A 19,768-nucleotide genomic window follows, 5' to 3' on the forward strand; every position below is an offset into this window, starting at 1 on the left:
TAGCCCTAGCTTCTATAGTAAAGGTTCAAGGCTATGGGGCTCACTTGAGTGACTGCCGAATTGACAACCACGAAAAGATTTGCGATGCAATCGTGATGGACCGTACTGTTGCAGCGCCAGCAAATGCTTTTGGGTGGCATAGCCCTTATGTTCCTCCAAATTATATAAAGGATACTTTGATGCCAAACGTATGAGCAGTGAGTCACGCCAAACCTTCGCAACAATACTAGCAGCTGCAATACTCACATGAGTTTGGTCACCCTTAACCACAGTTTGTTGAGGAACCTGCAAATTTTTAATGGGCTGGTTACCATCAACCAAACATAGTTGAGGCCGTACATTCAGTTTGAGCACAGCGCGCTTCATAGCCAACAGAGTTGCCTGCAAAATATTTAGTTGATCAATTTCAGCACTGGAAGCACAACCAATAGTCCAGTCGGTCGCCAAATCACAGATTTGCCCTGCTAGTGTAACTCTGCGAGAACTGGAAAGCTTTTTACTATCCTTAATACCAGCAACCATGAGTTTTGCTACAGCAGAACTAGGCAAAATCACTGCTGCTGCCACCACCGGACCAAATAATGCACCTCGCCCCACCTCATCTATGCCTGCCACCAAGTCACAAGACAGAGGTAAAGGGGAAGGTGAAAAGGGGAGACCCGCCTCCCCCGAATTCAAGAATCCAGGGTCTAAAACTGTTTCTTCTACCTCCATAACAGAATTAATTGTCCTCATCTGTAGAAGAGTTAGACTCTAGAGCAGAAGAACGACGGCGACGGCGACGGTTACCAGTAGAGATTTTGTTGACCGGTGTAATAACAGTTGGCTGAACCTCCAAGTCCATAGGCAAGATATCAGTAATAGGTTCTGGAGTTTCAACTACGCTCCCTATGCCTATGGCTTCTTCTTGGGGTGCAAAACCATCTAATCTATCCACCACACTGAAGGTTTTATTTTCTGGTGGCGACAACTCATGATTGGTTTCATCCTGTGAATTAAAAATCAAATTTTGATTTTTCGTCACACTAGTCTCTAACTGTCCCGGTGGAATAATATTAATAATTACTGACTTGGGACTTTTGACCTGAGATTCTTCTTCCAACTTTAACAAAGGAGAAACCCCCATCAAAGCGAACACATCTTGTTCTTCCGGGGTCATTTCCACATTTTTAAATTCTGGCGGTTCCACCACTGGTTTAATTGGTTCGAGCTTCTCGCGAGTAGTCCGCCCGGTTCTGTCTTGCCAACCGGATTTATTTAGGGAAGGAGAAGGGATTTCTGGAGTAGATGTTTGGATTTCAACACCTAAGTCTATATCTACATCATTGTCAAAACCTACTCCACCAGGAGTCACGCCACTGATGTCCACAGTACGTATATCATCCTTAGCATTGACTCCATTGAGACCAAATCTATTAGGGCTGCTCTTACGAACACGACGTTTTAACTCCCGTGGTTCTTGATAGCTGGGATGATTCATCGGAGTATCAATATCCCCAATAGCTGGGCTACGTGATCCATCAAAACCTTCCTCAAAAGGCTCATAAACTCGTGGCTTTACCGCCGGTATCCTTGGTGTTTGAACTCTTCCGATAGCTTGCGTGGCGTAGCCATAGCTATCGTTATTAGGAAAAGAGACCTTAGACTGAACAGAGCCTAAATCTGAACGCTCTGATAGTTCAGCAGTGGTTGGCAGTCGGGTTTCTGTATCTCCAGGCAAACGCACAATATGCCCCAAACCGCTACAAGTGGGACAAGTATGACCAAATAATTCATAAATATTTTGACCCTGGCGTTTACGGGTCAGTTCTACTAGTCCTAACTCCGTGAGTTGGGCAATCTGAGGTCGAGCTTTGTCTGCTTTGAGTGCTTTATTAAAGTGTTCTAAAACTTGTAATTGGTCACGCCGCGATTCCATATCAATGAAGTCAACCACAATTACCCCGGCAATATTTCGCAGACGTAACTGACGAGCGATTTCCGTAGCAGCTTCACAGTTTGTCCACAACACTGTTTCCCTGGCTGTTGCGGATCTAGTGAAGGAACCAGAGTTAACATCTACTACTGTTAATGCTTCTGTTGGTTCAATGATAATATAGCCCCCAGATGGTAGGTCTACTCTAGGTTTGAGGGCTTCTCTAATTGCGGCACTAATGCGGAAATATTCTAAAATTGGCGAGCGATCGCGGTGATGGTCGAACAACACGCCCTGGGGTGTTTGACCTCCGCTCCAATTCTGCAAATACTGTTTTACTCTTTTCAACCCAGTGCTCGAATCTACCACAATCCGATTCACATCGGCACCGTACATATCTCTGAGTACGCGCTGGATAAAGTCATCGTCCCGATTCAGTAGTGCTGGGGCGCGGGTTGAATGTGCCTCTTGCTGAATGGCTTCCCATTGCTTTTGCAACAGTTCCAAATCCTCAATAATGGCTTCTTCTGGTTTGCCTTCCGCTTCTGTACGCACCAGTAAACCCATTCCCGCAGGTTTAATTAAGATTGCGAGAGCACGCAAGCGGTTGCGCTCACTTTCACTTTTAATTCGTCGAGATAAGTTTACCCCCCGACCGTAGGGCATGAGAACTACATAGCGTCCCGGTGATGTGATGTTACCTGTGAGCCTCGGACCTTTTGTCCCTGTTGGCTCTTTCATGACTTGCACCAACACTTTTTGTTGTGGTGCTAATAGTTCTGTGATTGCTGCTGCTGTACGTTTTAGCTTCAATGGACCCAAGTCAGTCACATGAATAAATCCGTTGCGCTCTGGGTCTCCGATATTGACAAAAGCCGCGTCTATTCCTGGTAATACATTTTCTACTACACCTAAGTAGATATCACCAATTTGATGATGACCAGTAGCGACTACGAGTTCTTGTATTTGATCTTCAGAAAAGACGGCAGCAATTTGATGCTGTTCTGCTATGATGATTTGCTTTGGCATTCAATTTCCTCAAAAATTGGCAGCGCCAACCAGAAGCTTAGAGGTTCTTCCTGCCTTTCGCCCCTGCCAGCTCCAAAAGGCGCTGCTGATCATAAAAATTGTGACTTGTTGACTCAAAATTAAAGGGAGCATCGGAATAAAGAGTTGCGTTTACACGCGGTGATGATTCCCAAATGGCTGCTGATTGTTTAACTAAAGTTAACATTTAAGAATCAGGGCAACCGTCTATGGGTGATTTTTGATGCTATACCACTGGTAGCTAGAGATTAGGCATTCAGCATTTGTTGGAAAAAACATCGAGAAAGAGTTGCCCACGACGCCAATTTTTTCAGTTACTAGTTCACAAGTTAGCTATAGGGGGAGTGGCTTCTATAAGACAAGTCTCACACCTACTTCGACAGTAGCTTCAGCGGCAGTAGGCTGATAGCTTGAGTGGCGTAGCCATTCGCTTATTTCCTGGGAAGAGCGGTAAGCTGTCTTCATTACCAAGTCTTTGGATACAATTCTAGAAGTCACAATGTTATATGCTTACACAGAAGCTTCAACGCAAGTCTTAGCTCAGTCTACCCTCCGATAGCTTTGCCAGGCATAGCTATAGATAGCTTTCGCTCCCTGATCACTAGGGGAGTGAACTAGTCCACTGAATGGCCACGCGGTGAAAATTCTCTCGTTCTGATTCTAACCCAACCACGGGAATTAATTCCCATTATGCCCTAAGTTGGACTTGGTTAATGCCACGCTCCGCGATTTGGCACATCGCAGTGCCGAAGGCAATTAGCACCAGCTATGCCCTAGGCTTTAAATCCGTGAGGTTAGCCATAGTTGATTTATGGCGAAATCAAGCATTGCTTATTAGGGATTATACACCTAAAACTAGCTGACTCCGGTGGATGTGCAGCAGTTGAAATTCTTCGAGGGAGACTATCTCCAGCATAGACAGTATTTGTTCGGGACGCAAGACTACACCATTATGGCGACAACTTCCTAGATAATGCAGAACAGCTGTAGACTCTAATATACCGGTTTCAGTTTTTACTAATTCCAGTTCCAATAGGCGCGAGCGCAGATTTACTAATTCCCTCTTCCCCGATTTGGTTGTTTTTTCCCACCATATCTCATTTTTGCCTTTGATGGCATCAATCCATTCTTGCCATTGTGCTGCTACCATTGATCTGGGGGTTGCTACCTTAATTACATAAGCCGCTGCCTCCATGACTTGGTTAGCTGCTGTCGCTTTTAAGTCTATACTAGCAACTTTATATATAGGAATATCTGTGGGCAGTTCCTGAACCAGTTTCTGTAGGAAAGTCTCCACTTCCACTGGCTGGGTTAACTCAAAATCCACAATTTCTCCACTGCTGGTAGCCCCCAAAGCTAAGGCGCTCGCGATCGCAATCCGGGGACTGGGATGAAATCCACCCGTAAAAGCAATCGGTATACCTGCTCTGCGGATGACCCGATCAAACAGGCGCATTAAATCCAGGTGACTTACTAAAGCCATAGCCCCTTGCTTACCAAACCAGACCCGTAGTCTTTGGGTTTTATTTGTATTGGGGACAAAATTGCCAGGAAATTCTGGTATTGGTGGCGATGAAATCACAATGTTATGTCCGAAGTCTGTGCCGCACACACCGCAATGTGAGCAACCTGCAAAAGAACAATCCGGGACTACCGCCGCTGCTAAAGCACGTTTTAAGTCTTCCTGGAGCCACTTTTTATCGATACCTGTGTCTATATGATCCCAAGGTAGGGGCATATTTAGTGAGTCTAGCCAAGGTATTGGGGGAGTCAAGCCAGAATTTACTTCCTTTGTTTCTCCTTCTCCTGCAATTTTCTGCTCCTGGATATCAAATAGATTCCACTCGCCCTTTTCTACTCGCCGATATTTCCAATCTAAACCTGCTTCTGCAATGGCTTTTTCCCAAGCACCAAAAGCTGCATCTAAATTTTCATACCAGGAATCCATACCAGCACCTAATTCCCAGGCGCGACGGACTACTTTCCCTATTGTGCGATCGCCTCTGCCCACAAAGTCTTCCATTGCCGAGATTCGCACATCGGTGAAATTCACCTTCACACCCCTGTTCGAGCGAAATTCTTCTCTGAGCAGGTTTTGTTTCCGTTTGAACTCCGTTGTCGAAACTGAATGCCACTGAAAAGGGGTATGGGGCTTAGGTGTAAAGTTAGAAATTGTCAGGTTAAACTTTAGTGGTTTTCTGCCTCTACCGCGACATTCTCGTTGTAGCCAACTGACTGTTTCGGCAATACCTACCACGTCAGCATCTGTTTCTCCCGGCAAGCCAATCATGAAATATAACTTAATTTTATCCCAGCCTTGTTCCCAAGCTGTCTTTACGCCTCTTAATAATTCTTCATTAGTTAAACCCTTATTTACAATATCCCGCATTCTTTGAGTTCCAGCTTCTGGCGCAAATGTTAGTCCACTTTGCCTGGTTCCACCCAGAATCTTGGCAATATTTTCGTCAAATCTGTCTACCCGTTGACTGGGAAGTGTCAGGGAAATATTCTCGGTTTTTAACCGGTTCTTAATTTCCATCCCTACTGCTGGTAAGGATAAATAATCTGAACAACTCAGGGATAGCAAGGAAAACTCATTATAACCAGTAGCGCGCATTCCTTGTTCAATGGTTGCTACCACCTGTTCTGGTTCCACGTCCCTGGCTGGACGAGTCAGCATTCCTGGTTGACAAAAGCGACAACCACGTGTACAACCTCGACGGATTTCCAGTGTCAGACGGTCATGGACGGTTTCCACGTAGGGAACTAAACCAATGGAATAGGCTGGGATTGGGGTTGACACCCGCCGGATAATTCGTTTTGGCACATCTGGTCGGCGAGGATTTACTGACCCATCCCTTGCCATGTTGTAAAATTGAGGAACGTATACCCCTGGTATTTGTGCCAAGTCCAGGAGTAGATTTTCTCGAGTGAGTTTGCTTTGTTTACCTTCTGCCAACACTAACCCAATTTCTGGTAGTAATTCTTCCCCATCTCCGAGGGCGAAAAAGTCGAAGAAGTCGGCGTATGGTTCGGGGTTGGATGTGGCCGTCTGTCCCCCGGCAAAAATTAACGGGTAGTTCCCATGGTATCTTTCTTGCCATGTGTGGGGAATTCCAGCTAGGTCTAACATTTCCAGGATGTTAGTTGCTCCTAGTTCGTAACTGAGACTAAATCCTAAAATGTCGAATTCCCCTAGTGAGCGCTTGGATTCCACGGCAAATAACGGTGTGTTAGTTGCGCGCAGCTTTGCTACCAGGTCGGCTCCTGGCAGATAAGAGCGATCGCATAATTGCTGGGGCTGGGCATTGAGGATATTATATAGAATAATATGCCCTAAGTTAGAAGATCCGACTTCATATACTTCTGGGTAGGTTAAAGCCCAGCGTATTGTGGCCGTATCCCAAGGTTTATGTACTGCCAAGCGTTCGTTACCCAAGTAACGCGCTGGCTTTAATATATCCGCTGTGATTAATTTTTCAACTGCAACAATCACTATGCTATCTTCTTAGCTACCTTAATTACAGCTAATCTACTATAACTTAGCATGAATGTAGCCTGTGCAGTAGAGTTATTCAATGCTCATAGCAAGTTTTTTCATAAAAAAACTTGCTACGAGCATTGCTGAATCACCATCTACAGTTAGAAATTGCAGTTATTGATACATTTATATTTTAACTATTCAGCACTGTTTGCTTACTTGGTTATCCCGTTGTGTGTGAGGGTCAGGGAGAATTAATACTTTAGCCCAGCACCTTAACTGTGGGCTGCCAACTTTTGCTTCTCATGTTGTCCCACCTACTCCGGTGACTTTGCTAAATTTTTATCAAATATCTTATGTTTGATAAAATTGCCATAAATACAGGATAAAATGTATTTGTGTATACTTTTTTCTCCAGCTATCTGCAAAACAATTTACATAGACCGGTAGCAAGGAGAGCAATTAATCGTAACTTTGCTGACAAGGCTTACTGAGTTGGTCAGTTGAACTAATTAACTCACTCTCAGGTTTAGAGGCAAAGACTTGATTGATGATCATGCTGGAGAGGGTTGCATACCAAGGTTAAAGACGGATTATTTATCCCTTGCTCTAATGATATAGTTTACGCCAGCATGAAAAATTAGATCACATTCTATATCCAATAGTATTCTTGAGAAGAATTATCACATATAGTCTTGGTATATTGCTGATGAGAACTAAACACATTATCCGTCAACTGGTTGAAAAAGCCCTTGACATTAAAAAACTAACCCCCGAAATCGAAAATGAAATCAATTCAGAACTTACTCAAATGGGTTACATTTCTGATGTTGATTATGAAGCTCTAGAGTTATTAATGGCAGAAATGGATGCGGGGCGGGTGAAGTTAGTGCCCAGTTGGGGGTAACTACTGCTATCTGGGGAAATTTCATGTTACGGCTAGTCATTTTCAGTAAACTTTAGTATTTATTCCACCAGTGTGGCGTAAACTGTGCTAATGAGCATCCACAACTTGCATTAGTAGTAAACCGTCATGCAGCCCGCTAAACGTTTAGAACAAATTCCTGCTTATTTGTTTGCTGAACTTAACAGCAAACGGGAACAACTTGGGCTTCAGGGAGTTGATATCATTAACCTGGCACTGGGCGACCCAGATAAACCAACTCCTCCTCAGATTCTTCAGGCCATGCATCAAGCAATTGATGATCCATCCACCCATAACTACCCACCCTATCAGGGAACAGAAGAATTCCGCCAGGCGGCGGTTAATTGGATGGAACGAAGGTTTGGGGTGACAGGGTTAAATCCACATACAGAAATTATCTCTTCCATTGGTTCCAAAGAAGCAATACATAACACCTTCTTAGCTTTTGTAGAGGCGGGAGACTATGCCCTCATCCCCGATCCTGGTTATCCTGTGTATCGGACTGCCTCAATTTTTGCTGGTGGTCAACCTTATACCATGCCGTTGAAGGCAGAAAACAATTTTTTACCTGACCTAAATATAATTCCTGAAGAAATTGCCCGTCAGTCCAAATTATTGTGGATTAATTATCCTAATAATCCCACTGGAGCCATAGCCAGTTTAGAATTTCTGGGAGAATTAGTTGATTTTTGCAGGCAGTATAATATTTTGCTATGTCATGACCATGCTTACTCGGAAATGGCTTACGATGGCTATAAACCTCCGAGTGTCTTGCAAGTTCCGGGTGCAAAAGATGTCGCCATTGAATTTCACAGTCTGTCTAAATCCTATAATATGATGGGCTGGCGTATTGGTTTTGTAGTAGGTAATGCCACTGGTATTCAAGGGTTGAGACAGGTGAAAAGTAATGTTGATTCTGGCGTATTTAAGGCAATTCAAAAAGCTGCGATCGCAGCTTTCTCCACAAGTGATGGGGAACTCTCCATCCTAATGTCAGCTTACCAAAAGCGTCGTGACATTATTGTAAAAGGATTACAGTCTTTAGGCTGGCCGATTGCACCTCCTCAAGCGACACTTTACGTCTGGGCCCCCGTACCTCCTAGATATTCTTCCCAAGAATTCGTATCTTTATTACTGGACAAATGTGGCATTATGGTACCTCCGGGAGTTGGTTATGGTGCTTGCGGGGAGGGCTTTTTCCGAATAGCCCTCACCATTCCCGATGAGCGGATGGATGAAGCTATTCAACGCATGAGAGATGCTGGTATTCGTTACTCTTGATTTAGGGCGGAAATTTCTTCCCCCTAGTTATGAATTCGTAGGAGTGGGGTGATACCCTGGGCATAGCTGCTGAATAAATTGATAATATTGCCGTTGAGCGGTTGAGTCGAGTTGGCTTTTGGGTTCTTTTGCTAAAATCTGGCTCAAAAAGGTAATCACCTCTGTATCCAAGGCTGGGCGCACCAAATTGAGAGGACAAAGCAAATGGGAAGCATCTCGCAGATCGATAATCAGGGGTGTTTCTTGTGTACAGTTAGCTAGCAGCAGGGGACGTAACCAGCACAACTGACGAGCAACCACGACTTGGATAACTTCTGCAAGTAAATTCTTGTCACTATGGTCTAAAGATACAATTTGTCCTGGTTGAAACTCTAGGCTCATATTCGTTAAGTTGACGACATTGCTGCTTATTTGATTGTAAAAGCGAGAATACGCTACCTGAAACAAAGATATTGAACATACCTTAATTTCAGATTATCAGAAATTTCCCGGCGGAGTGAAAACCCCTGAAGATGAGCAGAGGGGGGAAATATTTCAGGTTTGTATCAGGATGTTATAGCATAAGTAAATAACTGTTAAGTCAACAGCATTGACTTAATATTTATATTCTTGTTGTCAATTATCGAATCAAAAGTAAACAGCCGTGTCTGTCGAAACCATTGAGAAGCGTTCCACATCCCGCAAGCTCGCCCCTCGGTACCGGGTGTTGCTCCATAATGACGACTACAACTCCATGGAGTATGTAGTACAGACACTATTAACCACAGTACCGAGCCTGACCCAACCCCAAGCAGTGAGCATTATGATGGAAGCCCATACTAACGGTTTGGCCTTAGTCATTACTTGCGCTCAAGAACACGCCGAATTTTATTGCGAAACATTAAAAAGTCATGGTTTAAGCAGCACCATTGAGCCGGACGAATAAGACAATATATTGGTCTTATTCCGCACAATCCTATGAAAATCAACCTAATTCGGTTAGCCCAAAGTCCTGTTCCCATCAGGATCGGTTATTTCGTTGCTGCTTTATTAGTCCTATGGCTACCCTTTGCCATCCCGATGTACTTGTTAGTTAGGGATTCTAATTTAGTAAGTATATTGACAATGGTACTGTTATATGCTCAATTTATTTTCCTGTTGCAGCTATGGGGGAAAAATGTCTATGACCAACCCCAAATATTCCGGCAATACGGCGGGGAAATCACCCGGTCTAATGCCGTGGATTTGCTGAATGGTTTAGCTACTGGTATGGTGAGCATTCTGGTAGTGTTTGGCCTACAAGGTTTATTAGGTTGGCTGGTATGGCAACAACCACAGGTTTTCTTACCGAGAATAATTCTAGAGGGTTTAATTGTCTCTTTGGGGGTCGGGTTTGCGGAAGAGTTATTATTTCGAGGTTGGTTACTCGATGAGCTAGAACGGGATTATAGCCTAGGTGTGGCACTGTGGATTAATGCTGTCACCTTTGCCGCATTGCATTTTATTAAACCTTGGGAGGCAATTATTCAAACATTACCCCAATTTCCAGCTTTGGTATTGCTGGGGTTAACGCAGGTATGGGCTAAACACTGGCGTAGGGGAAGATTGGGTTTACCTATTGGTTTACATGGTGGTTTGGTTTGGGGCTATTACATCATTAATGTGGGCAATTTAATTGAATATACTGGTCAAGTTCCTGATTGGGTGACGGGTGTAAATAATAATCCTCTACAAGGAGTTATGGGGGTGGTGTTTATGGGTGTACTGGCTGTGTGGATGCGTTGCCGAATTGTAGCTTAATATTTTTTTAAGGAACTGTGGCGATGACTGTCCCCACTAAGCAAGCCTGATCTAAGTTAACGCCGGTCAAATTTGCCCCTTCTAACTCTGCACAGAGCAAATTTGCGCTAGTGAAGTTCGCCCCGGCTAAATTTGCGCCCCGTAAATCAGCTTCTTCTAAGTTGGCTTCACTGAATAAACTTCCTTGCAAATCAGCGCCACTCAAGTCAGCACCTTTGAGATTTGCGCCGGTGAGGTTTGCGCCCCGCAAGTCAGCACTGCGTAAGTCAACACCTTGTAGGTTGACATTCATTAAATTAGCACCACTTAAGAAAGCACCAGCCAGGGAGACATCGCCCAGTGTCGCCCCCATCAGGTTGGCTCCGCGTAAATTACTACCACGCAAGTCAGCACTGGTTAAGTCGGCTTGCATTAAGTTTGCTCCCATGAGGTTCGCCCGCAGGTCTGTTTTTTGCAGGTTTGCGCCCATTAAGTTGGCTCCCTGGAAATGTCCGCCTTCAAGTTTGGAACCGGCGAAATTAGCACCGACCAAGGTAGCGCCTGGGAGGTTGATCCGGCTCAAATCGAGTTGGGAGAGTTCCTGATCTTCTAAGTTAGCTCCTGGAAGTTGTTTGAGTTTTCCTGATTTAATGGCTTCAATATTCATGGGGATGATTGGTAATTAGTGAAGCTCACTGAGGTTTGATCTGTGAGGTGGTAATGTACTAGTCTATTGATCTTTCTCCGATTGGGAGTCAAGGAGCCATAGGCCGGTGCTGACTTTCGGTGAGCTCACGGGTAAGTCCAGACCCTGCTGTAAACCCATGACTAATAAAGCTAGGGTATCTACAAGTTTGGGGTCAAAGCGGGTTGATTGTTGTTGTCTGCATTCTTCTAAGGCTTGAGTAAATATTTCTTGGGGAGTTTTTGGGGATGATTTGATGTTGTTAACGCGCCTTTGAAAATCGGACACTAGGGCTAAAATTCTCGATTCTAAGGGAATTTCATCTCCGGCTAAATTTGCCGGTTCCCCTGTACCGTTCCACCATTCGCTTTGGTGGGTGATAATTTGGGCAATGGCCTGGAGTCGGGGCATAGTTCGCAATACCTGGGCTCCTGGTATTAGGGGACAAGTTAAGGGAGAATGGGGGGCTGGTTCTTGGTAGTGGGTAGATGTACCGGGGGTGAGAAGGCTTTCTGCTGTTTGTAGTGGGTGTATACGGTGTAAAAAACCTGCTAGTCGCAATCGCTTAATCTGCCATGCGGGTAGTTCTAACAGCTGGGCCATAATCTCACAAAGTGCTACGACTTCGGCACAGGCCATGGGATTTTGGACATCTCCCATATCGATTAATTGCGCCATGCGTAAAAATGCTTGGATTTCATTAGAAACCAAGTTATGATCTAAAGCCTGTTGACGAGGGGTAGTGCTAAGTGCTTGTGGGTTTTTTCCTGTCTCGAGATAATTTACTACGCGGGAGACAACTCCATTTAAATGTTGTGGTGGGGCTGGACTATGATGTATAATGGTTAGGTGATTAATCAGTTGTTCTGCTAGTTCTGGATTGTATTGTTTAATGTGGGCGATCGCCAAGTTGGCTGTTTCTTGCACCAACTCCGGTTCAAATGTCCATAACCCATAGAATTTGCGCTCTAGATCAGAAGACGGTCTCCCATCGACACCATAATCAGACTCTGATAGCTCTTGACAAAGTACCATTGCTGTGTATCCAGGTGACAGGATAATTAAGTGCCATTCCTGGGCTACTGGATCAAGTGGATTTAATGGAACCAAATCCACATTACTAAGTTGGCTGGTAGGATGTTCTATAAAGCCTGTGTCCGGTGCTGCCATAATTACAACTTGCCGGCTACACTTAGCAATATCTGCGTATCTTTGAGCTTCTTGAAGATACCATTTACCTTGTTGAAAGGCTGTAATAACTAATGGTGAACTATCTTCACTTAAGATGTGGTCTTCTAGAGCATGACACAGAGCAACTAAAGTATTTTTGTAGTAAACTCCAAGTCCCAGTGGCCTAGTAGTATTACGGTGTGCTGTCTCCAGCTTTTGTAGTATGGAACCTTCTAACATGGGCTATCATAATTTGTAAGTAATTATTAATTCTGAATTAGGCCTTGCTGAATCAAACTAAGACTTTACAGCAAATTGCAGCCAGATGCTAATAGGATAATAAATCTTAAAACTCCTCTGGGCTGGACATCCTGCCCGCTCAGGGTCTAGGTTATCTAAATACAAATACCATATCACAAAATCTATAGATTTTGTGATATGGTCAGCAGACTGTGCCACTGCTACCGCCAAAATGCTGTTGATATTTGAAACCAGCAAAGCCGGTAAGTCTATGATACACTTAGAACCTGTTTTTCTTTCTTTTCCATAGGTGCAGAAAGTGCTTCCTCCAAATCGGCACAACCCAATTTTTCCTCTAAGATGTTCATAACTTCGCGGCCGAAGTCATTGGGGTTTTGTTTCCAAGCTTGTAAGCAGACTTCCCCAAAGAAAGAACCAAGGGGTTCAGGATTCCAGAGGAGTTTTTTGGCTGTCCATGGCATCAAGCTCATGGGGTTGTATCCTGGTTTAAGGATACCCTCTTTTAAGGCATATTCTTCTAAATGGGTGTGGGGTTGCAGTCCAATAAAAAAGATAGCCGGTTCAACTTTATCCGCGCCAAAAATTCTTTCTAGTTCGCGGTGGTAGGCGATGGTTTGGCGGATGGTTTCAGGACGTTCATCAATGACGTTAAAGGAATAGTTGACAGAAACTAATTCGTTAAAGCCAGCTGCTTTTAAGTCACGACAGTTTTGTAAGACGGTGCGTAAGTTGTAACCCATGCGCATTTTGCGCACCAGTTCCTGAGAACCACTGGTAATCCCAATTTCAAAGTAGTTCATCCCGGTTTTCACCATCAAGTCACACAACTTGGGTGTCAAGTTGTCGGCTCTGATGTATGCTGCCCAGTGGATGTCTGTCATACCAGAATCGACAATTTTCTGTAATAGTTCTACAGCATCGTCAATAAATTTACGTGCGGGGATGAATTGAGCATCAGTAAACCAGAAGTTGCGAATACCGCGATTATATAATTGGCGGATCTCGGTAACTACTTCCTCAGCTGGGTTAATGCGGACTTGTTTACCTTCTACGACGGTGTAAACACAGTAACAACAATTGTGGGGACAACCGCGCTTGGTTTGTACGCCAATATAAAAGTCTTGTTCTTGTAAGTAATAGTTAAATTCCGGCCAGATGCTTTCTATATAGTCGTAGTTACAGGCGGTTTTTTCTAAGGGGGTGGGTTGTTCATGAATGAGGCGTGGTCGCGGTTGAGTTTCTCCTACTACATAACAACGTTCATCTTGAATTTCTCTACCACTTAAGAGTTTTTCTATGAGCGTTTCACCTTCACCTACGGAAATAATTGTCCCATGAGGTAAAGTTTTACCCAGTTGTTCGTAAAATACACTGACTGCACCACCGCCCACAATGGCGCGAGCATGAGGATGATATTTTTGGGCGCGTTTTAAACCACGTTTGATTAATCCCTGGTTGCGCCACAACTCTACATAGTAAGCGATGAAGATGCGCAAACCACCTAAAGCCCCTCGCAATTTAATCAGGGGATTCTGAGCATAATAAAATTCAAAGGCGTTTTGTAGTGGGTTCCCCCCACGTCCACCTACTGGAGCATAAATTTGAATATCACGCCAAGAGAATACTAGGAGTGTGGGTTTAAATTCATCGATACAGGTATCTAGGGTAGATGCGTAATCTAAAGGTGGTACTGTTCCCAGATCAAAGATCCGTTGTTCAATGTTGGGGAATAGTTTGTGAACGTGATCTGAAAGATATACTACCCCAATGGGAAAAATGGGGTTACACGGAAGGCGAACGTAGAGGATGCGATTTTCCATCATGGGTTTTTGGACTTTTACCTTGCAGTTGTTTATGCAAACTATAGACAGATATACAGTTGAAAACTCTTTGTTTATTTTAGTTGGCTGTTTACTTCATAATTGCTGCTGTAGTAAACAGCGTTGACAACTGTGGAAATAGTTAGATTTGCTCTGAGTCAAGGGAAATAAATAGATTTGATGACCAAGATTGTTATATATCTTTACCATAACATTGAGTTTGCTGATTCAGGGAGCAAACTCGGCTGAGGTAATGAGAATAGGTGATTGAAGTGATTTCTATGACTGGTATTTTGCCGGTAAAATTGAAAATCTCTCTAGGGTGGTATATTATTTTTCCTAAACTTATGATATTAGATTAAGGTTTGATAACTTGAACATATATTTAGATAGAAATAGCGTAGAAAATTTCAGTTGGTAGTCGGAGTTACAGCATCTTGGGATCAGTCGATGTTACCTTAAAAGGTGTAATGTAAAATTGTAGCGTAAAGCTCCTCCGCAGTTATGGCTCAAATATTAGATCCTCTACCACCTGAGCAATCTGAGCATATTCTTTGTTGCTATGTTAATGCTACAAACAAAATTCAGGTGGCCCGCATCTGCAATATTTCTAATTGGTACTTTGAAAGAGTTGTTTTTCCAGGACAGCGCCTTGTATTTGAAGCTCCATTACAAGCTCAAATGGAAATTCATACGGGGATGATGGCTAGTGCAATTTTATCTGATACAATTGCGTGCGATCGCTTGGCTATGAGTGAGCCTAATAACAGTGATTTTCATGGAGACTCAATAGACATGGACACCATGAAGACACAACCAACGGTGCAGTCAATTAATAACAAACTTGAAAATACAACAAAACCTTTAACAATTGCTGGCTAAGTCTGGATTAAAAAAACAATTTTATCAAATTTCGGGGTTGCAAAATTTTGCAACCTTTTTTTATTACCTCCTCCCATCTCCACCTGGCTCCATTTCCATCTACAATCAATGTCATGAATTTACCTTCTTTTATTTGGTTGTGGAAAATAGCCGCTTGGTCGATGGGGTTATCACTACTAGCGTATCTGCTCCTAGCAGTTACCGGTATTTGGATGTTTCAAGAAAGAACCTCCCAGTATTTCCCTAGGTTCCCCTGGTTCCTGGGGGGACGACGTAGACAGGTGCGATCGCTACACCATACCATAGGTATCACTATGGTTGGTCTAGTGTTACTGCTGCTAGCCATTGGCATTATTGGCACTATAGGGCACTTTGGCTATTTGGGACACTCATCACACTTAATTGCTGGGTTAATAGTGGTAGTATTAGTTTTGCTATCTGCTTTGAGCGCCACACAAATTAACACCAGAGTTTCTTGGGCTAGACCTTTACATATTGGTGTGAATATGATTCTCTTTGGTGGTTTTATTTGGGTGTCTTTGACTGGTTGGATTGTCGTACAAAAGTATCTACCTTAGAGGATGTGAGCGCAGGATGATTATAGTTTCAACGGTTATGATTTTTTTGGGTTGAATTATCAATAAATCATCATAATTAACCCAATAATGTCATCAATGCCAATTGCTAAAAGTACTAATAGTAGCTTGCAATTACAGGTATTGATCATGTATTGTTACTCTTATTACTTTTTGCAATCACAATGACTGCTGTCAAGAAGTCAAACTAATGTAGTTAATTGCAAAATGTGAATTCCTACAAGAATATAGATTTTTCTGCTATAAATGTATACCAGTGAATCCATCCAGTCTTCTACCAGGGGCGAAATCGGCTCTACCAGCCGTATTTTAGTAGTAGAAGATGAAGAATTAATCCAAGAGATGCTAGCTTTGGCCTTAGAAGAAGAAGGTTTTAGCGTCATCAGGGCTGGGGATGGGCGGTCAGCTGTAGAATATTTCCAAAATTGTCAAGCTAAGTCAGGGGAACTGCCTTTTGACTTAATAATTCTTGATGTCATGCTGCCGTATATTAATGGTCTAGATATATGTCGCTTGCTGCGTCATCAAGGAAGCCCAGTACCAATTTTGATTCTCAGTGCTAAAGGTAGCGAAACAGACCGCGTTTTAGGTTTAGAAGTAGGAGCAGATGATTACCTAACCAAACCCTTTAGTATGAGGGAATTAGTGGCTCGTTGTCGGGCTTTACTTCGTCGCCAACGCTTTATTACCCTCCCACAACTACAAGTATTAACACACAAGAATGTGAGTTTAAATCCCCAAGAATGCCGTGTGCTAGTCCGTGGTGAAGAGGTGAATTTATCTCCTAAAGAGTTTCGCTTGCTGGAACTGTTTATGAATTATCCTCGCCGCGTTTGGTCTCGTGAGCAGTTGCTAGACCAGGTTTGGGGTCCGGAATTTGTCGGTGATAGTAAAACTGTAGATGTTCATATCCGCTGGTTAAGGGAAAAACTAGAAGATGACCCTAGTCATCCAGAATACATTGTGACTGTTAGAGGTTTTGGTTACCGCTTTGGTTAATGTGGGGTTTTGAGCATTTTTCTGATATCTGTGGAGATAGTTGTTAGTTTTTATTAATGATTAAGTAACTAACAACTGATATTCTCATGGTCTTATTGGGATTTTTCTTGGGTTTAGCGGTAGGTTTGGGGTTGTGGATTTGGCAACAGTTGCAAATCAAACGCTACTTGAGGGGCCTATTCCTACCCTCAAGCTCTGCTTCTCCTGGGATGGTTTTAGGGTTAATACCTCCTTTGCAAGACAAAATCACTACCATCAGGGAGAAGCAACAAGATTTGCAGCAGTCCCTAAAAATCTACCAAGATTTGCTGGATTTTGCCCCCATAGGATATTTGCAGGTGGATGAGGAAAATCAATTACTATGGTGCAATCAGCAAGCGCGGGAAATATTATATTTACAAACATGGCAACCTGGAAAGGTGAGGCTGTTACTAGAGCTGGTGCGCTCCTATGAACTTGACCATTTGGTGGAAAAAACTCGCGATCGCCAACAATCACAGGTGAAAGAGTGGATATTTCACCCCTCTTCTGATTGGGTTTTTCGTGGTACTAAGGGTAATGGGGTGTCAGGGATATCGAGGATCAAACCTGTGGCGTTGCGCGCCTCTAGTTTACCACTACCCAATGGACAGGTGGGGGTGTTTCTGGAAAATCGCCAACCGGTGCTAGAGATGAATCAGGAACGCGATCGCTCTTTTTCTGACCTAGCTCACGAACTGAGAACCCCCTTGACTTCCATTCGTTTGGTGGTGGAAACTTTACAAAACCGCTTAGACCCACCCTTGAATCGTTGGGTAGATCGGCTGATGCAAGAGGTAGATCGGCTGATTAACTTGGTGCAAAGCTGGTTAGAACTGACTCAAATGGAAGCTAACCCCACTATGCAATTACATCTGGAAGTGGTGGAATTGCGATCGCTGATCATATCTGTTTGGGAAAGCTTAGAACCATTAACCCAAAAACAACATCTGTCCTTATCCTATTCCGGCCCAGAAAATCTGTGGATCAAAGCTGACCCTGGACGTATGTATCAGGTTTTTCTCAACTTGCTGGACAACAGCATTAAATATAGTCTTCCTGGTACCACCATTCAAATTCAAGCCCAAATCCTATCAATACCAGATACTGACAGTCGCCCGGTTACTATTTTGGAAATAAATCTCATTGATTCAGGTCTAGGTTTTTCCGAAACAGACTTACCACGTATATTTGAGCGATTTTACCGGGGAGATAAGGCCCGAACCCATTCCTCACCACCGGAAAATAATTCCCTGGGTGCAATTGTCGGTAATGGTTTAGGTTTAGCTATTGTCCGACAAATTATTCTCGCCCATGGCGGTTCTATCAAAGCCATGAACCACCCAGAAACTGGTGGAGCTTGGTTAAAACTTCAACTTCCTGAAGTTATGGCAAACTACTCAACCGAAGACTATAGTTAAGAATATCTTCACCTTTGAGATTAATAGGTGTGCAAGCTACCTTGTATGATCGCAACTCTCAACCGCAAAATCCCCAGTTAGCACGCGCCATTAGGCGCTTGGAACGGGACGTATTACGCATGGGAGCTTTGGTTGAAAAATCTTTCCGCCTCAGCCACCAAGCCCTATTTGAGCGAGATTTAACAGCATCCCAGGAACTTCCCGGGTTAGATAAAAAAATTGATCGCTTTTATAGACAAATCGAATCGGACTGTACGACAATTATCACACTCCAAGCACCCACAGAGCAAGATTTGCGCTGTTTGAGTGCCTTTATGCAGTTAGTGCGAGATTTAGAACGCATTGGGGATTATGCTAAAGATTTAGCTGATATTGCGGTGAAAATCTTCCCTTATGCCCCACATAGGTCTTTACCAGACATTGAAAATATGTCCCACAATGCACAAGCCATGCTAGCTGCTAGTTTAAAAGCTTTAGCTGATTTGGATGAAGTGGGGGGACGGGATTTAAAGCGCTTAGATGATGCTGTTGATCATGCCTATGAACTAGTTTATCAAACTTTAGCCCAGCAAAGAGATGTCCCTGGGATCGTTGAGCCTATTGTACTTCTGGCCTTAGCAATTCGTTGTTTAGAACGTATGGCAGACCACGCTACTAATATTGGGCGTCGGGTAGCATACATTGTGACCGGACAAACTCATTAACCTGACTTCTTAAATTTTGTTAAGTAACATACATTTTACTAAAACATTACCTTTTCTTAAACTGACTTAATTAGGGTGACTCTGGTGGCTCTAAATATAAGTACTGGCATCATGTCTTCCACAAGTCTCTCCCCAAACTACTCCCATGCACCTGATAAATCTAGTACATGTGTAAAATTACCACAAAGATTATTTACCCGTCGAGAATTAATTCCCCATGAGAAGGATGTTCTGTGGCGGATTGAGCGTGGAGCAGTTCGTACCTTAACCTGGAGCGAAGATGGGATATTTATGGCTCTGGGTTATTGGGGCGCTGGTGATGTGGTGGGGCATTTTTTAACTAAAGTCCAACCTTATCAAATTGAGTGTCTCACAAGTGTAGAAGTCAGCATTATACCCGCCCATCTGTGGCATCAATATAATGATGCCTTTTTGTCACACATTCAAGATTCAGAGGAAATATTAAGTATTGTCAATCTCAAACCGATGTCATTACGTTTGGGTAAGTTCTTAATATGGTTAAGTAAAAAATTTGGGCGTGATGTAGAACAGGGGAGATTAATTGATCTCAATGTTACCCACCAGGAAATATCAGAAGTATTGAATACTACTCGTGTGACCATAACCCGGATTCTCCAGGAATTTGAGGAACAAGAACTACTCTTACGTTACAAGCGGCGAATTATTCTCCGGTCAGGAAATAAGCTGTTAAAAAATACAGCAAAAAATACCGTATAAAAAAAATGATTCATGGACTTGTGCTAATTGTAAAAATTTTGGTATATTGAGGAGTGAAGGTATAAAG

18 protein-coding genes are annotated in these 19,768 nt (G+C 43.3%); 10 read left to right on the forward strand and 8 right to left on the reverse strand.

What is annotated here, in order from left to right; genetic code table 11:
* Positions 1-12: 12 nt before the first annotated feature.
* From IM676_RS08505 to IM676_RS08520, 4 genes are all read right to left on the reverse strand, one after another.
* Positions 13-714 carry a ribonuclease HII gene (locus tag IM676_RS08505; RefSeq protein ID WP_200989784.1) on the reverse strand — a complete coding sequence of 234 codons (702 nt, stop codon included), beginning with the start codon at positions 712-714 and terminating at the stop codon, positions 13-15.
* Between the two features lie 7 nt (positions 715-721).
* A complete protein-coding gene (locus tag IM676_RS08510; RefSeq protein WP_200989785.1) occupies positions 722-2,944 on the reverse strand; it encodes an Rne/Rng family ribonuclease in 2,223 nt (740 codons plus the stop codon).
* Between the two features lie 369 nt (positions 2,945-3,313).
* Positions 3,314-3,460: a hypothetical protein gene (locus tag IM676_RS08515; protein WP_200989786.1), complete on the reverse strand. Its 147-nt coding sequence runs from the start codon at positions 3,458-3,460 to the stop codon at positions 3,314-3,316.
* 343 nt (positions 3,461-3,803) lie between these two features.
* Positions 3,804-6,458 (reverse strand): TIGR03960 family B12-binding radical SAM protein, encoded by a 2,655-nt coding sequence (locus tag IM676_RS08520; protein ID WP_200989787.1) that lies wholly within the window; start codon positions 6,456-6,458, stop codon positions 3,804-3,806.
* A 694-nt stretch (positions 6,459-7,152) separates the two neighbouring features.
* On the opposite strand from IM676_RS08520, the gene IM676_RS08525 reads away from it, so the two are divergent.
* Positions 7,153-7,350, forward strand: coding sequence for a hypothetical protein (locus IM676_RS08525; protein ID WP_200989788.1), 198 nt, complete (start codon positions 7,153-7,155; stop codon positions 7,348-7,350).
* Between the two features lie 126 nt (positions 7,351-7,476).
* Positions 7,477-8,649, forward strand: a complete 1,173-nt coding sequence (locus IM676_RS08530) for an LL-diaminopimelate aminotransferase (RefSeq protein WP_200989789.1) — start codon at positions 7,477-7,479, stop codon at positions 8,647-8,649.
* A 27-nt stretch (positions 8,650-8,676) separates the two neighbouring features.
* Here IM676_RS08530 and IM676_RS08535 read toward each other — a convergent pair whose 3' ends face one another.
* On the reverse strand, positions 8,677-9,030 hold the full coding sequence (locus tag IM676_RS08535) for a hypothetical protein (RefSeq protein ID WP_200989790.1): 354 nt from the start codon (positions 9,028-9,030) through the stop codon (positions 8,677-8,679).
* A 262-nt stretch (positions 9,031-9,292) separates the two neighbouring features.
* Between IM676_RS08535 and clpS the strand changes: the two genes are divergently transcribed.
* Both clpS and IM676_RS08545 read left to right on the forward strand, forming a co-directional pair.
* A complete protein-coding gene (gene clpS / locus IM676_RS08540; RefSeq protein WP_200989791.1) occupies positions 9,293-9,574 on the forward strand; it encodes an ATP-dependent Clp protease adapter ClpS in 282 nt (93 codons plus the stop codon).
* 32 nt (positions 9,575-9,606) lie between these two features.
* Positions 9,607-10,428 (forward strand): CPBP family intramembrane glutamic endopeptidase, encoded by an 822-nt coding sequence (locus IM676_RS08545; RefSeq protein ID WP_200989792.1) that lies wholly within the window; start codon positions 9,607-9,609, stop codon positions 10,426-10,428.
* A gap of 7 nt (positions 10,429-10,435) precedes the next feature.
* On the opposite strand, the gene IM676_RS08550 is transcribed toward IM676_RS08545, so the two are convergent.
* From IM676_RS08550 to IM676_RS08560, 3 genes are all read right to left on the reverse strand, one after another.
* On the reverse strand, positions 10,436-11,074 hold the full coding sequence (locus IM676_RS08550) for a pentapeptide repeat-containing protein (RefSeq protein ID WP_200989793.1): 639 nt from the start codon (positions 11,072-11,074) through the stop codon (positions 10,436-10,438).
* 63 nt (positions 11,075-11,137) lie between these two features.
* Positions 11,138-12,502, reverse strand: a complete 1,365-nt coding sequence (locus tag IM676_RS08555; RefSeq protein WP_200989794.1) for a DICT sensory domain-containing protein — start codon at positions 12,500-12,502, stop codon at positions 11,138-11,140.
* A 269-nt stretch (positions 12,503-12,771) separates the two neighbouring features.
* Positions 12,772-14,346 (reverse strand): photosystem II high light acclimation radical SAM protein, encoded by a 1,575-nt coding sequence (locus IM676_RS08560; RefSeq protein ID WP_200989795.1) that lies wholly within the window; start codon positions 14,344-14,346, stop codon positions 12,772-12,774.
* A gap of 501 nt (positions 14,347-14,847) precedes the next feature.
* Here IM676_RS08560 and IM676_RS08565 point away from each other — a divergent pair.
* The 6 genes from IM676_RS08565 (at position 14,848) to IM676_RS08590 (ending at position 19,701) form a co-directional block, all read left to right on the forward strand.
* Positions 14,848-15,225 carry a DUF1830 domain-containing protein gene (locus IM676_RS08565; RefSeq protein ID WP_200989796.1) on the forward strand — a complete coding sequence of 126 codons (378 nt, stop codon included), beginning with the start codon at positions 14,848-14,850 and terminating at the stop codon, positions 15,223-15,225.
* A gap of 113 nt (positions 15,226-15,338) precedes the next feature.
* Entirely contained in the window at positions 15,339-15,803 is a 465-nt protein-coding gene (locus IM676_RS08570; protein ID WP_200989797.1) for a DUF4079 domain-containing protein, read from the forward strand.
* Positions 15,804-16,067: 264 nt separating this feature from the next.
* Positions 16,068-16,820 (forward strand): winged helix-turn-helix domain-containing protein, encoded by a 753-nt coding sequence (locus tag IM676_RS08575; protein ID WP_200989798.1) that lies wholly within the window; start codon positions 16,068-16,070, stop codon positions 16,818-16,820.
* Positions 16,821-16,906: 86 nt separating this feature from the next.
* A complete protein-coding gene (locus IM676_RS08580; RefSeq protein ID WP_200989799.1) occupies positions 16,907-18,259 on the forward strand; it encodes a PAS domain-containing sensor histidine kinase in 1,353 nt (450 codons plus the stop codon).
* Between the two features lie 29 nt (positions 18,260-18,288).
* Complete coding sequence (phoU, locus tag IM676_RS08585) at positions 18,289-18,963, forward strand: phosphate signaling complex protein PhoU (RefSeq protein WP_200989800.1); 675 nt, start codon at positions 18,289-18,291, stop codon at positions 18,961-18,963.
* Between the two features lie 111 nt (positions 18,964-19,074).
* Positions 19,075-19,701 carry a Crp/Fnr family transcriptional regulator gene (locus IM676_RS08590; protein ID WP_200989801.1) on the forward strand — a complete coding sequence of 209 codons (627 nt, stop codon included), beginning with the start codon at positions 19,075-19,077 and terminating at the stop codon, positions 19,699-19,701.
* Positions 19,702-19,768 lie beyond the last annotated feature (67 nt).

This window comes from Anabaenopsis elenkinii CCIBt3563 (assembly GCF_015245355.1).
GTDB lineage: Bacteria > Cyanobacteriota > Cyanobacteriia > Cyanobacteriales > Nostocaceae > Anabaenopsis > Anabaenopsis elenkinii.